A 14,280-nucleotide genomic window follows, 5' to 3' on the forward strand; every position below is an offset into this window, starting at 1 on the left:
ACGGGCGTAGGAGTTCTCTCCACGCCCGTGCGATCATGTTAAGGGCTAAATAAATATGGCGAAGAGTGATTACTACGAGATTTTAGGCGTCGCCAAATCCGCAGACGAGCGTGAAATCAAAAAGGCTTACAAACGCCTGGCGATGAAATTTCACCCGGACCGTAATCCGGGTGACAAAGAGGCCGAAGCCAAATTCAAAGAGGTCAAGGAAGCCTACGAAATCCTGACCGATGCGCAGAAGCGGGCGGCCTACGATCAATATGGCCACGCAGCCTTTGAACAGGGCGGCATGGGCGGCGGTGGATTCGGTGGCGGCGGCTTTGGTGGCGGCGGCGCAGACTTCAGCGATATCTTTGGCGACGTTTTCGGTGACATCTTTGGTGGTGGCCGCCGTCAGCGCGCAGCCCGTGGCGCCGATTTACGCTACAACATGGAGCTGTCGCTGGAAGAAGCGGTACGCGGCGTGACCAAAGAGATCCGCATTCCTACGCTGGAAGAGTGTGACGTCTGCCACGGCAGCGGCGCGAAAGCGGGAACGCAGCCTCAGACCTGTTCGACCTGTCACGGTGCCGGCCAGGTGCAGATGCGCCAGGGCTTCTTTACCGTGCAGCAAGCCTGTCCGACCTGTCACGGTCGCGGCTCGGTGATTAAAGATCCGTGCAATGCCTGTCATGGTCATGGCCGGGTAGAGAAGTCGAAAACGCTGTCAGTGAAAATCCCGGCCGGAGTCGACACCGGCGATCGCATTCGTCTGAACGGCGAAGGGGAAGCAGGCGAGCAGGGCGCACCAGCAGGCGATCTCTACGTCCAGGTTTCGGTGAAGAAGCACCCGATCTTTGAACGTGAAGATAACAACCTCTACTGTGAAGTGCCAATCAACTTTGCGATGGCAGCACTGGGCGGTGAGATTGAAGTGCCGACGCTGGATGGTCGCGTGAAGCTGAAAGTGCCGTCTGAGACCCAGACCGGCAAACTGTTCCGCATGCGCGGACGCGGCGTGAAGTCGGTGCGCGGCGGCGCGGTCGGCGATCTGCTGTGCCGGGTGGTAGTGGAAACGCCAGTCAGCCTCAATGAGAAACAGAAAGCACTGTTACGTGAACTCGAAGAGAGCTTTGGCGGACCAAGCGGCGAGCACAACAGTCCACGCTCCAAGAGCTTTTTCGACGGCGTGAAAAAATTCTTTGATGACTTAACCCGTTAAGTTCATCACCCTCTGAAGCCAGCGCTCTGACGCTGGCTTTTTTTGCCTGTCGCCATAGATCGCTATTTCCGAGTGATATACGCTAAATAATCTGTTTTTTTCGAGCTATCATTATCGTTACTCTTAGAGACTTTGATTGATCTCTGGATGGATAAGGATAACGCGTGTGAATATCAGACTAAAAAAAATCCTGAATAGTGACGCGACTGGCGGGGTCGTGCTGATCCTGGCGGCCGCGCTGGCGATGATTCTCGCCAACAACGGTGACACACAACAGGGTTACCGCGATCTGCTGGCAATACCGGTCGAGTTTCGTTTTGGCAATCTCGATATCAGCAAAAATCTGCTGCTGTGGATCAACGATGCGTTGATGGCGCTGTTTTTCCTGATGGTGGGACTGGAGGTCAAACGGGAACTGGTGATGGGCGCGCTGGCAAAGCGTGACCAGGCGATTTTCCCGCTGATTGCTGCGCTGGGCGGTATGGTGGCACCGGCGGTGCTGTTCCTGCTGTTTAACGGCGCTGATGCTGAAACACGCAGCGGCTGGGCGATCCCGACCGCCACTGACATCGCCTTTGCTCTCGGTATTCTGGCGCTGTTAGGCAGCCGCGTGCCGCCTGCGCTGAAGATCTTCCTGATGGCGCTGGCGATCATTGACGATCTTGGGGCGATTGTAATTATTGCGCTGTTCTACACCCACGATCTCTCGGTCGCTTCACTGGGGGTGGCTGCCGCCGCGATTGGCGTGCTGGCGCTGATGAACCTGCTCAATATCCGCAATACCGGGCTCTATTTACTGGTTGGCATGGTACTGTGGACGGCGGTGCTGAAATCGGGCGTCCACGCGACGCTGGCCGGTGTGGTGGTCGGCTTCCTGATCCCGCTGGCGAAAAAAGAGGGGCACTCACCGGCCATTCACCTGGAGCATGCGCTGCATCCCTGGGTGCGCTGGCTGATTCTGCCGCTGTTTGCCTTTGCCAATGCTGGCGTGTCACTACGAGGCGTCTCGTTCGACAGCCTGTTCTCGCTGCTGCCGCTCGGCATCATTGCCGGACTGCTGATCGGCAAACCGTTGGGTATCACCCTGTTCTGCTGGCTGGCAGTGAAAACCGGCTTAGCCCGGATGCCGGAAAATACTCACATTAAGGACATTGCGGCGGTGGGCGTGCTGTGTGGCATCGGCTTTACCATGTCGATCTTCATCGGCTCGCTGGCGTATGGTGATACCAATGCTGAACTGATTACGCTGGCGAAGCTGGGCATTCTGATCGGATCGATTCTCTCTGCTGTGCTGGGCTATCTGATTCTGTGGCAGCGTCTGGCAAAGCGCCCGGCACAGCTAAGCGGGAATCCGGACCATGTCGCACATTAATTACAATCATCTCTACTACTTCTGGCACGCCTGTCGGGAGGGCTCGATTGTCGGTGCGGCGGAGGCGCTTTCCCTGACGCCGCAAACCATTACCGGGCAGATTAAGGCGCTTGAAGAGCGCCTGCAGGGCAAGCTGTTCCGTCGTCACGGACGTGGGCTGGTGCCGACTGAGCTCGGGCAACTGGTGTTTCGCTATGCGGATCGCATGTTCATGCTCGGTCAGGAGATGCTGGATATCGTTAACTACCGCAAAAAGTCGCATCTGCTGTTTGATGTCGGCGTGGCAGATGCGCTCTCTAAGCAACTGGTGAGCAAAGTGCTGGAGACGGCGGTAGTGGCGGAAGAGAAGATCCATCTGCGCTGCTTCGAATCGACCCACGAAATGCTGCTGGAGCAGCTCAGTCAGCATAAGCTGGATATGATCATCTCTGACTGCTCCATCGACTCGACCCAGCAGGAGGGGCTGTTTTCGGTCAAGCTGGGAGAGTGTCCGGTCAGTTTCTGGTCAACCCAGCCGCTGCCGGAACAGCCTTTTCCCGCCTGTCTGGAGACGCGCCGCCTGCTGATTCCGGGACGCCGTTCAATGCTGGGACGTAAGATTCTTAACTGGATCGACACCCAGGGTTTGCAGGTCGAGATACTGGGCGAGTTTGATGATGCAGCGTTAATGAAAGCGTTTGGCGTCCAGCAGAATGCGATTTTTGTCGCTCCGGCACTGGACCGGCAGGAGATCTGGCAGCGTGAGGTGATCAAAGAGATCGGGCGGCTGGATACGGTGTTAGAGGAGTATCACATCATCTTTGCTGAGCGAATGATTCAGCATCCGGCGGTACAACGTATCTGCCATGCCGACTTCAGCGCGCTGTTTCCACGCCATATCGCAGACGAAAAAAAACCGGCATAGCGCCGGTTCTTTCAACAAAGCGATGAACAAGCGGCGATTAAGCCAGTTTGTTGATCTGTGCAGTCAGGTTTGCTTTATAACGTGCAGCTTTGTTTTTGTGGATCAGACCTTTAGCAGCCTGACGGTCCACGATTGGTTGCATTTCATTGAATGCGTTCTGCGCAGCAGCTTTGTCGCCTGAAGCGATCGCCGCGTATACTTTCTTAACGAAGGTACGCATCATAGAGCGGCGGCTAGCGTTATGCTTACGGCGTTTCTCAGATGTTACGGCGCGTTTCTTAGCTGATTTGATATTAGCCAAGGTCCAACTCCCAAATGTGTTCTATAGAGACAAATCAAAGGCCGAGGACTATGCCCTTCCAACCTGATTTTGTCAATGGATTTGTGCAAATAAGCGTCGCTCTATGAGCAGCACTCGGTTACGTATTTGATGGCGCAAGATTCTACCAGCTTCGCCTCGCTGAATACAGTATTTCGCGACAAAATTCTTATCCGGGGCTTCCACGCCAGTAAATGCGCACCGTTAAGCATGAAAGGCGTGCTGACGGGTTAACCTCAGCCGGTTTCAAGGGTATAATCCGCCGATTTCCACCGGTTTGAGTCAGCCATGAAGTTTATCCGCGGTATTCATAATATTAACGAGCAGCATCGCGGCTGCGTTCTGACCATTGGCAATTTCGATGGTGTGCACCGCGGTCACCAGGCGCTGATGTCCCGCCTGTGTGAAGAGGGACGGAAGCGTAATTTACCGGTGGTGGTGATGGTTTTTGAGCCACAACCGCTGGAGCTGTTTGCGGGTGATAAAGCCCCGGCTCGTCTGACGCGTCTGCGTGAAAAACTGCGCTATCTGGCTGAAGCTGGCGTCGATAAAGTGCTGTGCGTCCGGTTTGACCGCCGCTTTGCCGCCCTGTCCGCTCAGGGCTTTATCAGTGAATTACTGGTCGAAAAACTGGGTGTGAACTATCTCGCGGTGGGCGATGATTTCCGCTTTGGCGCTGGTCGCCAGGGGGATTTCCTGTTATTACAGAAAGCCGGTGTGGAGTATGGCTTTGATGTCGTCAGCACCGAAACCTTCTGTGACGGCGGCAAGCGCATCAGCAGCACCGCCGTACGCCAGGCGCTGGCCGCGGATGACTTAGCGCTGGCGCAGTCGCTGTTAGGCCACCCATTCAGTATTTCAGGTCGTGTGGTGCACGGAGATGCACTGGGACGCACGCTGGGTTTTCCTACCGCTAACCTTCCTTTGCGCCGCAGCGTTTCACCGGTGAAAGGGGTCTATGCGGTCGAGGTACAGGGTCTGACGCCTGAGCCGCTTCCCGGTGTCGCCAACATCGGTACCCGTCCGACGGTAAAAGGTTTACGCCAGCAGCTTGAAGTTCACCTGCTTGACATCAATATGAATCTATATGGCCGGCACATCGACGTGGTGCTGAAGCATAAATTACGAAACGAGCAGCGCTTTGCCTCACTGGAGGCGTTGAAAGAACAAATTGCGAAAGATGTGGTAACGGCCCGGCAGTTCTTTGGGCTTTAACCTGAGCGAAAAACGGAATCGAGAATCTGATGAGTGACTATAAATCTACCCTGAATTTGCCGGAAACGGGATTCCCGATGCGTGGCGATCTGGCCAAACGCGAACCGGGAATGTTGCAACGCTGGAATGCTGACAACCTGTACGGCATTATCCGCGAAGCCAAAAAAGGGAAAAAAACCTTTATCCTGCATGATGGCCCTCCGTATGCAAACGGCAGCATTCATATTGGTCACTCCGTTAACAAGATTCTGAAAGACATTATCGTTAAGTCGAAAGGCATGGCGGGCTACGACTCGCCGTATGTGCCGGGCTGGGACTGCCACGGTCTGCCGATTGAGCATAAAGTTGAACAGATGATCGGCAAGCCTGGCGAGAAGGTTACTGCCGCCGAGTTCCGCGCCGCCTGTCGCAAATATGCAGCTGAGCAGGTTGAAGGCCAGAAGGCGGACTTTATTCGTCTGGGCGTGCTCGGCGACTGGGATCGTCCTTACCTGACGATGGATTTCGCCACCGAAGCCAACATCATTCGCGCGCTGGGTAAAATCATCGGTAACGGTCACCTGCACAAAGGCGCTAAGCCGGTGCACTGGTGCCTTGACTGCCGTTCTGCGCTGGCAGAAGCGGAAGTGGAGTATTACGACAAGACTTCGCCTTCGATCGACGTGATGTTCAACGCCATTGATGCCGATGCGGTGCGTCAGGCCTTTGGCGCGGCGCAGGTTGATGGCCCGATTTCACTGGTCATCTGGACCACCACGCCGTGGACGCTGCCGGCTAACCGCGCGATCTCATTGAATGCTGAATTTGACTACCAGCTGCTGCAGATCGACGGCCGTGCGCTGATCCTGGCGAAAGAGATGGTTGAAAGCGTGATGAAGCGCGCGGGCGTCAGCGAATGGCGCGTGCTGGGCGAATGCAAAGGTGCGGCGCTGGAGCTGCAGAAATTCCAGCATCCGTTCCTGGCGATTCAGTCGCTGGTGGTGCTGGGCGATCACGTGACGCTGGAAGCGGGTACCGGTGCGGTACACACGGCGCCAGGCCACGGCCCGGATGACTATGTCATCGGTCAGAAATATGGTATCGAAACCGCCAATCCGGTCGGGCCGGATGGCAGCTATCTGCCAGGCACCTATCCGACGCTGGATGGGGTCAACGTCTTTAAAGCCAACGACATGATCGTTGAACTGCTAAAAGAGAAAGGCGCGCTGCTGCACGTTGAGAAACTGCTGCACAGCTATCCGCACTGCTGGCGTCACAAAACGCCGATCATCTTCCGCGCCACACCGCAATGGTTCATCAGCATGGATCAGAAAGGCCTGCGTGCGCAGTCGCTGCAGGAGATCAAAGGCGTGCAGTGGATCCCGGACTGGGGCCAGGCGCGCATTGAATCGATGGTGGCTAACCGTCCTGACTGGTGCATCTCGCGTCAGCGTACCTGGGGCGTGCCGATGGCGCTGTTCGTCCATAAAGAGACCGAGCAGCTGCATCCGGAGACCCTGGCGCTGATGGAGAAAGTGGCGCAGCGCGTAGAGCAGGATGGCATTCAGGCATGGTGGGATCTCGATCCGCGTGAACTGATGGGCGATGACGCCGATGATTACGTTAAGGTGCCTGACACCCTGGACGTCTGGTTTGACTCCGGTTCAACCAGCTACTCCGTGGTCGATGCGCGTCCGGAATTTGGCGGTCACGCTCCGGATATGTATCTGGAAGGATCGGATCAGCATCGCGGCTGGTTTATGTCCTCACTGATGATCTCGACGGCGATGAAAGGCAAAGCGCCTTATCGTCAGGTACTGACCCACGGCTTCACCGTGGATGGTCAGGGCCGCAAGATGTCGAAGTCGATCGGCAACACCGTTTCGCCGCAGGATGTGATGAACAAACTGGGCGCTGATATTCTGCGTCTGTGGGTTGCTTCAACCGACTACTCCGGCGAAATGGCGGTGTCAGACGAGATCCTGAAGCGTTCTGCCGATGCTTATCGTCGTATCCGTAACACTGCCCGTTTCCTGCTGGCTAACCTCAGTGGTTTCAACCCGGCTACCGATCTGGTGCAGCCGGAAGAGATGGTGGTGGTGGATCGCTGGGCAGTGGGCCGCGCACAGGCGGCGCAGGCGGATATTACCGCCTCCTACGAAAACTACGATTTCCATGAAGTGATCCAGCGCCTGATGCAGTTTTGCTCGGTGGAGATGGGCAGCTTCTATCTCGATATCATCAAAGATCGTCAGTACACCGCCAAAGGCGACAGCCTGGCGCGTCGCAGCTGCCAGACCGCGCTGTGGCACATTGTTGAAGCGCTGGTGCGCTGGATGGCACCGATCATGTCCTTTACCGCGGATGAGATCTGGGGCTACCTGCCCGGCGACCGCGCGCAGTATGTCTTCACCGAAGAGTGGTATCAGGGTCTGTTTGGCCTGGCAGAAGATGAAGCGCTGAACGATGCCTACTGGGCTGAACTGCTGAAAGTGCGCGGCGAAGTCAACAAGGTGATCGAGCAGGCGCGTGCCGACAAACGTATCGGCGGCGCACTGGAAGCGACGGTGACGCTCTATGCCGAGCCGGAACTGGCGGCCAAACTGCAGGCGCTGGGCAATGAGCTACGCTTTGTGCTGCTGACCTCGGGCGCGCAGGTGGCGGATTACGCCCTGGCGAGCGACGAAGCACAGCAGAGTGAATTGCTGAAAGGTCTGAAAATTGCCCTGCATAAAGCGGAAGGCGAGAAATGTCAGCGCTGCTGGCACTACACTACCGACGTCGGTCAGAACCCGGAGCACGCCGAAGTGTGTGGTCGCTGTTACACCAACGTAGCCGGCAACGGTGAAGAGCGTAAATTTGCCTGATGCGTAAACCTATTTTCTCAACCGGATTGCGCTGGCTGTGGCTGGTGCTGGTGGTGATTGTTGTCGACTTCGCCAGTAAGCAATGGGTGATGAACAACATGATGCTGCACGAAACGCAGCCGTTAATGCCGTTCCTGAATCTGTTCTACGCCCACAACTACGGTGCGGCGTTCAGCTTCCTGGCGGACAAAGGCGGCTGGCAGCGCTGGTTCTTTGCCGGTATCGCGCTGGCGATTGTGGTCTCGCTGCTGGTGATGATGTATCGCAATCGCGCCAGTCAGAAGATAACCAATATCGCCTATGCACTGATCATCGGCGGAGCGATAGGCAACCTGTTTGATCGCTCTTATCACGGCTTTGTGGTCGATTTTATCGATTTCTACGTCGGTAACTGGCACTTCGCTACATTTAATATCGCTGACTGCGGCATCTGTATTGGTGCGGCGTTAGTGGTGCTGGAGGGTTTTTTCAGCCCGGCCAGCAAACAGGCAAAACAGAAAGGGTAAGTGATGAGTGAGTCTGTACAGCGCGACAGCGCGGTGTTGGTGCATTTTACGCTGAAGCTGGAAGATGGCTCGACGGCGGAATCGACCCGTGCAAACGGCAAGCCGGCGCTGTTTCGTCTGGGCGATGGCAGTCTGTCAGCCGCGCTGGAACAGGCGCTGCTGGGGCTGAAGGCGGGTGAATCTAAACAGTTCACCCTGGCGCCGGAAGAGGCGTTCGGCAGCGTCAGTCCTGATCTGATCCAGTATTTCTCCCGTCGTGATTTTATCGACGCGGGCGAACCTGAAGTGGGTGCCATTATGCTGTTCACCGGCATGGGCGGCAGTGAAATGCCAGGCGTGATCCGTGAAGTCTCCGGTGATTCTATCACCGTCGATTTTAACCATCCGCTGGCAGGTCATCGCGTTCAGTTTGATATCGAGGTGCTGGAGATTGATCCGGCACTGGAGGCGAACGATGCAAATCCTGTTGGCTAATCCGCGCGGTTTCTGCGCTGGCGTTGATCGGGCAATCAGTATTGTCGAGCGTGCGCTGGAGATGTACGGCGCGCCGATCTATGTTCGTCATGAAGTGGTGCACAACCGCTACGTGGTTAACAGCCTGCGCGAGCGCGGTGCCATCTTCATTGAAGAGATCAGTGAAGTGCCGGATGACGCAATTCTGATCTTCTCGGCGCACGGCGTCTCTCAGGCGGTGCGCGCAGAAGCTAAGGCGCGCAATCTCACCATGCTGTTTGATGCTACCTGTCCACTGGTGACCAAAGTGCATATGGAAGTGGCGCGCGCCAGCCGTAAGGGTGTGGAAGCGATTCTGATTGGTCACGCCGGGCATCCGGAAGTGGAAGGCACCATGGGGCAGTACAACAACCCTAAAGGCGGCATGTATCTGGTTGAGTCACCGGAAGATGTGTTTAAGCTGACGGTGAAAAACGAGAACAATCTCAGCTTCACGACCCAGACCACGCTGTCAGTGGATGATACTTCTGACATCATTGATGCGCTGCGTCAGCGCTTCCCGGCAATTATCGGGCCGCGCAAAGATGATATCTGCTATGCCACCACTAACCGGCAGGAAGCAGTGCGTACCCTGGCTAAAGATGCGGAAGTGGTGCTGGTGGTGGGCTCGAAGAACTCCTCCAACTCTAACCGACTGGCGGAACTGGCCCAGCGTGCCGGTAAACTGGCGAAGCTGATCGACTCTGCCGATGATATTCAGGAAGAGTGGGTCAAAGACGTCGCCTGCATCGGCGTGACGGCGGGCGCATCTGCGCCCGATATTCTGGTACAGCAGGTGATCCAGCGCTTGCGTGAACTGGGCGGCGAAGCGGCGATTGAGCTGATTGGTCGTGAAGAGAATATCGTTTTTGAAGTGCCGAAAGAGCTGCGGGTTGATGTGCGTAACGTGCAGTAACGCAGGCTAACCGAACGCGAACAATGCCAGCGGGCTTTCACCTGCTGGCTTTTTTTGCGCAAAGCCGTGCTCTGGTGGTTACCGATCCCGGCATAGCCCGCGCTGTCGGCGACTGACTAGCCAGTAAATAAGCCGATTGCCACGCCAGCCGCTGCCACCACCAGCAGTAAAAGCATCGCTTTTACCGGTGACAACCCGCGTTTTGCCATTAAATACCAGGTTCCAATTACCACCATCAGCGGCAGCAGCTGAGGAAAAATGCCATCCAGCATAGGCTGTAGCTGAATATTCACCCCATCCCGGGTGGCAAATTCCATCCCGGTTCCCAGCCTGACGTAGCTGGCCGCCACGCCGCCCATAACGAACACACCCAGCAGAGAAAGCGCTTCCCGCAGGCGGGTTGATTTGCTGCTCACCAGCATCTCTACTGAGGTGGAACCCATATGGTATCCCTTGAGAAACAAGAACCACGTACCGGGAAGAATGATTCCCAGCCAGGCAACGGTGTAAAATAGCGGGCCGAGAATACTGCCGCCGGCAGCCAGTGCCATACCGATACTGAGCAGAATCGGGATTAACATTCCGGGGATCATTGAGTCGCCAATGCCGGCAACGGGGCCCATCAGGCCGACCTTCAGCGTGTTGATGGTTTCACCATCAATCGGTTCGCCATTGGCGCGCTTTTCCTCCAGCCCCAGCACCATCCCGTTGACGATAGCTCCGATTTGCGGCTCGGTATTGTAAAAGGAAGCATGGCGTTTCAGCATCTCTTTGCGCTGCTGCAGATCAGGATAAAGCTTTCTGGCGACCGGCAGCATACTGAGGCAGAAGCCAAATGAGGCCAGACGTTCAAAACTCATGGAGGAGAGGTTATACATCATCCAGCTGCGCCAGCAGCGGCGCAGATCCTGGCGGGAAAGTTTGCGTTGTTCCATCAGAATTCGTCCTCATCATCGACCAGTACGGTTGCACCTGCTGCCTGCGGCTCCGGCTTATAGTTGTAGTGAATCAGCGCCAGCAGCGCCCCCACAATGACCAGCGCAATCATATTCAGCTTAAGGAAGACGATGCAGATAAAACCCACCAGAAAGTAGATCAACATGCTGTAACGCTTGATGATCTGCTTCAGCAGGATGGCGATCCCGACCGCAGGCAGAATGCCGCCCAGCACGTTCATGGTCGACAAAACCATCTTTGGCAGGCTGTCCATTACCACATTGATATACTGCGCGCCGAAATAAACGGCGATAAAGGTGGGCACAAAGCGCATCAGGAACAGGGAAGTCTGCGGCCAGATAGCGCTGTTAAGATAAATTCCGCGCTCGCTGCCGTTTTCCAGCGCCACATCGGCCCGATGATTCCACCAGGAGTTGAGCACCAGCATGAAGTTAAACAGCACCGTGCCCGCAATGCCGATGGTCGCTGCCAGCGCAACGGCCACTTCCGGTCCTTTGCCAGACAAAATCCCCAATGCGATAGCGGGATAGGCGACAAAGTTAAGATCGGCTGGCATCGAACCGCCAGGCGTAACCATCGCGATATAGACCGCCTGTACGGCCACGCCGATGAGGATACCGGATTGCATATCGCCCAGAATAAATCCGACCAGCATGCCTGACACCAGCGGGCGGGAAAGCAGATACCAGCCGCCGGTAACACCCAGCAGCCACGGGCTACTCAGTGCGCCGAGATAACAGAGAATCCCGATTAACGTCGCTTCAAAAGCCATTACGTTTTCCTTATTTTATTTTTTGCCGCGCATCCTGCCAGCGGCAGGCGCTTGCATCCGGTACCAGACGAAACTCAATCTGATGACCGCGCTGGGCCAGATAGTCAAAAGCGGCAACTTCCTCCGGACTGACCGCCTGATTCGGCCCGATGGTAATGGTATTGGCACGGGAGCTCATCGGGCCGACATTGATTTTCTGACTGGCATTTTGCAGATCGATTCCCGCCTCCTCGATGCGCTGTAATGTCACCGGCGACTTACCAATCACAAAATAGCGTTTCTCACTGGCGATAATTTTCGGTAGCTTTTCAATAGCGGTTGCCGTGTCAAACAGCCAGACTCTGATGTCCTGTACCGCGCCTTTCATCACTGCAGAGAGCAGGGGGTCGGCAGCAACGGCATCGTCGATGGCGATAATGCCGTCGCACGGCAGCTCTTTAGCCCAGCGGGTCACCAGCTGACCATGAATCACCCGATCGTCAATCCGTACAAAAGAAATACTCATGGTTTCTCCTTAATAATCATCTGATTGCTGAGTCTCACTTTGTCGGGCCATCACCAATGACGCGCCAGCCTGCTCCAGCAGCGTGGCAGCAGCCTGGTTGACATCGTTCAGTGACGTGATCTCATCGCTTAACAGCAGCATGGGAAAATTAACCCCGCCCAGTACTGCCATCGGTGGTGTGGTTTCAGGATTGAAGGCATGGTAACAGGCGATATTCCATGGCGTTCCGCTCTGCAGATCGCACAGCACCAGTACGCCGTCAGCCTGATTGCTGGCGAGGTGCAGCACCTCATTAAACGCCTCGCGAAAGTCAGCAATTCCGCTGGCTTCGGTCAGCATCACCGGAAAGATGTGCGGCAGATCGCCATACACCATTCTGGCGCTGGCAAGCATGCTCTCCGCCATCGGGCCGTGCGTCGTCAGAATGACATGAATCATAGGTTAACCCCTTACCCAGGCTTTCATGGTTGCCAGCTGTTTCCCTGCGCTGCTGCCATGAGGTGAAATGCGGTATGCCCCCACCGCAGCCGGCACAATGAAGGTTTCCGCAAAGTTCACCACAAAGGGCGCGAAGGCGTGATGCGGGCTATCAATCAACGCTTCGCTGCCCTCAACCAGATTGAGGACATTGACGTTGCCTTGCGTGTGGTGAGTGACCGGTTTGCTGAACCAATGTCGGCGGGTCTCTATAAATTCGCGGGTGTGTAAGCCGGTACGCTCTTCGGACCAGCCATCACCTTCCGCAACCGGCGCAAACTGGTTAATCAGATGCTCACTGACCCATTGCGTATCCCGTTGCCAGTCAATCACCTGTGCCCCGTGATCCAGATGGACTGGCCGTGGCAGGCCGTCTGACCCCAGTCGTCCCCAGTCCCATAATTTAAAGGTAAAAATGTACGGTGTGGCGCTGATTTCGAGAACCATTGTGCCCGCTCCGGCGCAGTGCACGGTGCCCGCCGGGATCAGAAAATGATCGTGTTTACGGGCTGGAAAACGATTGATAAATTTGCCGTCATCGAAGCTTTTTTCGCCGCGCTGGGCGGCAGCCAGATCGTCCAGCATCGCCTGCGGATCGATGCCACTCCGTGTGCCGAGGCAGACTTCGGCGCCCGGCCGGGCATCCAGCAGATAGTAGCTTTCGTCCTGGGTATAGTGCATGCCGAAGTGCTGCTGAATATATTCCGTCAGCGGATGCACCTGAACGCTAAGATTCTGGCCGTCCACCGTATCCAGAAAATCAAAGCGGATGGGAAATTCGGTACCAAAGCGGGCGTGAACCTTTTCGCCCAGTAACGGACGCGGGTAGAGCAGCACCAGATCCTGAGACGGGATCTCGACCCGCACATCATCAAACCGCAACAGCAGGCTGTTCTCTTCAGGTACACAGTCAAAACACCAGGCGTAGTTTGGCTGTGAGCGATCAAGATCGAAGTGGTGCTTCATCCATTGTCCCCCCCAGACGCCAGGATCGAAGAAGGGAACCACACGAAAAGGTCGCTGAGTGGTTTGCTGCAGGCCCGCGCGTAGCGCCTCACCGGTGATCAGGGCGGGATCGTCCTGCCGGCTGGTATCCAGCAGATAATCGGCCCGTTTGAGCAGCGGCGTTTTATGGCGATCGAACACCCGCCATTCGATAAAGAAAGCCCGCTTGTAGCGGCGCAGAAGATCTTCATCTTTATTATCCACGCCCCAGTTACCCAACTCACCGCTGCGAAAACGCTGCTGAATTTCCCAGCGAGCCAGATCGCAATAAATCAGTACTTCACCGGGATGGATCAGCGCTGCGCCTGGGCCATAAATGACTATCGTGCCTTCATCGATCGCCTGCACTTTTTGCCGCAGCTGCGCCAGCTTGTCGGCACAGAAAAAATCACTTAGCTGATGGCAGGAGAGTACGCCGAATACGCGATCGTCTGTCAGATTTTCCGCCAGCAAATCGTGCAGATGCGCCTCACTGTGGCGCGCAGTTTCAACATTTATCAGCAGCGTCGGCTGCAGATAGGCCATCAACTGCTGTTCAATTTCTGCCAGCCGCACGCCGGGATAGCAGTCAATAATAATCACGGTTTTACGCTGCCCGGGCAGGCGGGCCGCAATGGTTTTCCGGACCGCAGACCAGCTACGCCATGCATGACCATCAAAGCCTTCGACCCGCACTTCGGGGTACTTATCATAATGTGTCTGTTTCATTGCGACTCCCTGTTATCGGTAGCTGAGATTAATCGATTAACCGCGAGGTTAACTGCGATTAACCTGGCAATCTGGCAATAAAACA

14 protein-coding genes are annotated in these 14,280 nt (G+C 55.9%); 8 read left to right on the forward strand and 6 right to left on the reverse strand.

Annotation, left to right across the window (positions count from 1 at the left end; all coding sequences use genetic code 11):
• Window positions 1-55 precede the first annotated feature (55 nt).
• From dnaJ to nhaR, 3 genes are all read left to right on the forward strand, one after another.
• Entirely contained in the window at window positions 56-1,201 is a 1,146-nt protein-coding gene (dnaJ, locus tag HA41_RS01195; RefSeq protein WP_094119219.1) for a molecular chaperone DnaJ, read from the forward strand.
• Window positions 1,202-1,367: 166 nt separating this feature from the next.
• A complete protein-coding gene (nhaA, locus tag HA41_RS01200) occupies window positions 1,368-2,573 on the forward strand; it encodes a Na+/H+ antiporter NhaA (RefSeq protein ID WP_094119220.1) in 1,206 nt (401 codons plus the stop codon).
• Window positions 2,560-3,477, forward strand: coding sequence for a transcriptional activator NhaR (gene nhaR, locus HA41_RS01205; protein WP_094119221.1), 918 nt, complete (start codon window positions 2,560-2,562; stop codon window positions 3,475-3,477). The genes nhaA and nhaR overlap by 14 nt, the downstream gene beginning before the upstream one ends.
• 37 nt (window positions 3,478-3,514) lie before the next feature.
• Here nhaR and rpsT read toward each other — a convergent pair whose 3' ends face one another.
• The gene (gene rpsT / locus HA41_RS01210; RefSeq protein WP_006117633.1) at window positions 3,515-3,778 is read right to left on the reverse strand and encodes a 30S ribosomal protein S20; all 264 of its coding nucleotides are present in this window, start codon (window positions 3,776-3,778) and stop codon (window positions 3,515-3,517) included.
• A 306-nt stretch (window positions 3,779-4,084) separates the two neighbouring features.
• Here rpsT and ribF point away from each other — a divergent pair, with 306 nt between their 5' ends.
• Genes ribF through ispH form a run of 5 tightly spaced genes read left to right on the forward strand, consistent with a single transcriptional unit; the run spans window position 4,085 to window position 9,771 of the window.
• Window positions 4,085-5,011: a bifunctional riboflavin kinase/FAD synthetase gene (gene ribF, locus HA41_RS01215; RefSeq protein ID WP_094119222.1), complete on the forward strand. Its 927-nt coding sequence runs from the start codon at window positions 4,085-4,087 to the stop codon at window positions 5,009-5,011.
• A 29-nt stretch (window positions 5,012-5,040) separates the two neighbouring features.
• Entirely contained in the window at window positions 5,041-7,857 is a 2,817-nt protein-coding gene (gene ileS / locus HA41_RS01220) for an isoleucine--tRNA ligase (protein WP_094119223.1), read from the forward strand.
• Entirely contained in the window at window positions 7,857-8,363 is a 507-nt protein-coding gene (gene lspA, locus HA41_RS01225) for a signal peptidase II (protein WP_094119224.1), read from the forward strand. Before ileS ends, lspA begins: the two co-directional genes overlap by 1 nt.
• 3 nt (window positions 8,364-8,366) lie before the next feature.
• Window positions 8,367-8,837 (forward strand): FKBP-type peptidyl-prolyl cis-trans isomerase, encoded by a 471-nt coding sequence (gene fkpB / locus HA41_RS01230; RefSeq protein WP_094119225.1) that lies wholly within the window; start codon window positions 8,367-8,369, stop codon window positions 8,835-8,837.
• Complete coding sequence (ispH, locus tag HA41_RS01235; RefSeq protein WP_094119226.1) at window positions 8,818-9,771, forward strand: 4-hydroxy-3-methylbut-2-enyl diphosphate reductase; 954 nt, start codon at window positions 8,818-8,820, stop codon at window positions 9,769-9,771. The genes fkpB and ispH overlap by 20 nt, the downstream gene beginning before the upstream one ends.
• 116 nt (window positions 9,772-9,887) lie before the next feature.
• Here ispH and HA41_RS01240 read toward each other — a convergent pair whose 3' ends face one another.
• The 5 genes from HA41_RS01240 to HA41_RS01260 are packed head-to-tail and all read right to left on the reverse strand — an operon-like array spanning window position 9,888 to window position 14,195.
• Window positions 9,888-10,706 (reverse strand): PTS system mannose/fructose/sorbose family transporter subunit IID, encoded by an 819-nt coding sequence (locus tag HA41_RS01240; RefSeq protein ID WP_094119227.1) that lies wholly within the window; start codon window positions 10,704-10,706, stop codon window positions 9,888-9,890.
• Entirely contained in the window at window positions 10,706-11,500 is a 795-nt protein-coding gene (locus tag HA41_RS01245; protein WP_094119228.1) for a PTS mannose/fructose/sorbose/N-acetylgalactosamine transporter subunit IIC, read from the reverse strand. The genes HA41_RS01240 and HA41_RS01245 overlap by 1 nt, the downstream gene beginning before the upstream one ends.
• Before the next feature lie 10 nt (window positions 11,501-11,510).
• A complete protein-coding gene (locus HA41_RS01250; RefSeq protein ID WP_094119229.1) occupies window positions 11,511-12,005 on the reverse strand; it encodes a PTS sugar transporter subunit IIB in 495 nt (164 codons plus the stop codon).
• A 9-nt stretch (window positions 12,006-12,014) separates the two neighbouring features.
• Window positions 12,015-12,443, reverse strand: coding sequence for a PTS sugar transporter subunit IIA (locus HA41_RS01255; RefSeq protein ID WP_094119230.1), 429 nt, complete (start codon window positions 12,441-12,443; stop codon window positions 12,015-12,017).
• 3 nt (window positions 12,444-12,446) lie between these two features.
• Window positions 12,447-14,195 (reverse strand): class I mannose-6-phosphate isomerase, encoded by a 1,749-nt coding sequence (locus HA41_RS01260; RefSeq protein WP_094119231.1) that lies wholly within the window; start codon window positions 14,193-14,195, stop codon window positions 12,447-12,449.
• Between the last annotated feature and the right edge of the window lie 85 nt (window positions 14,196-14,280).

Source organism: Pantoea conspicua (assembly GCF_002095315.1).
GTDB classification, from domain to species: Bacteria; Pseudomonadota; Gammaproteobacteria; order Enterobacterales; family Enterobacteriaceae; genus Pantoea; species Pantoea conspicua.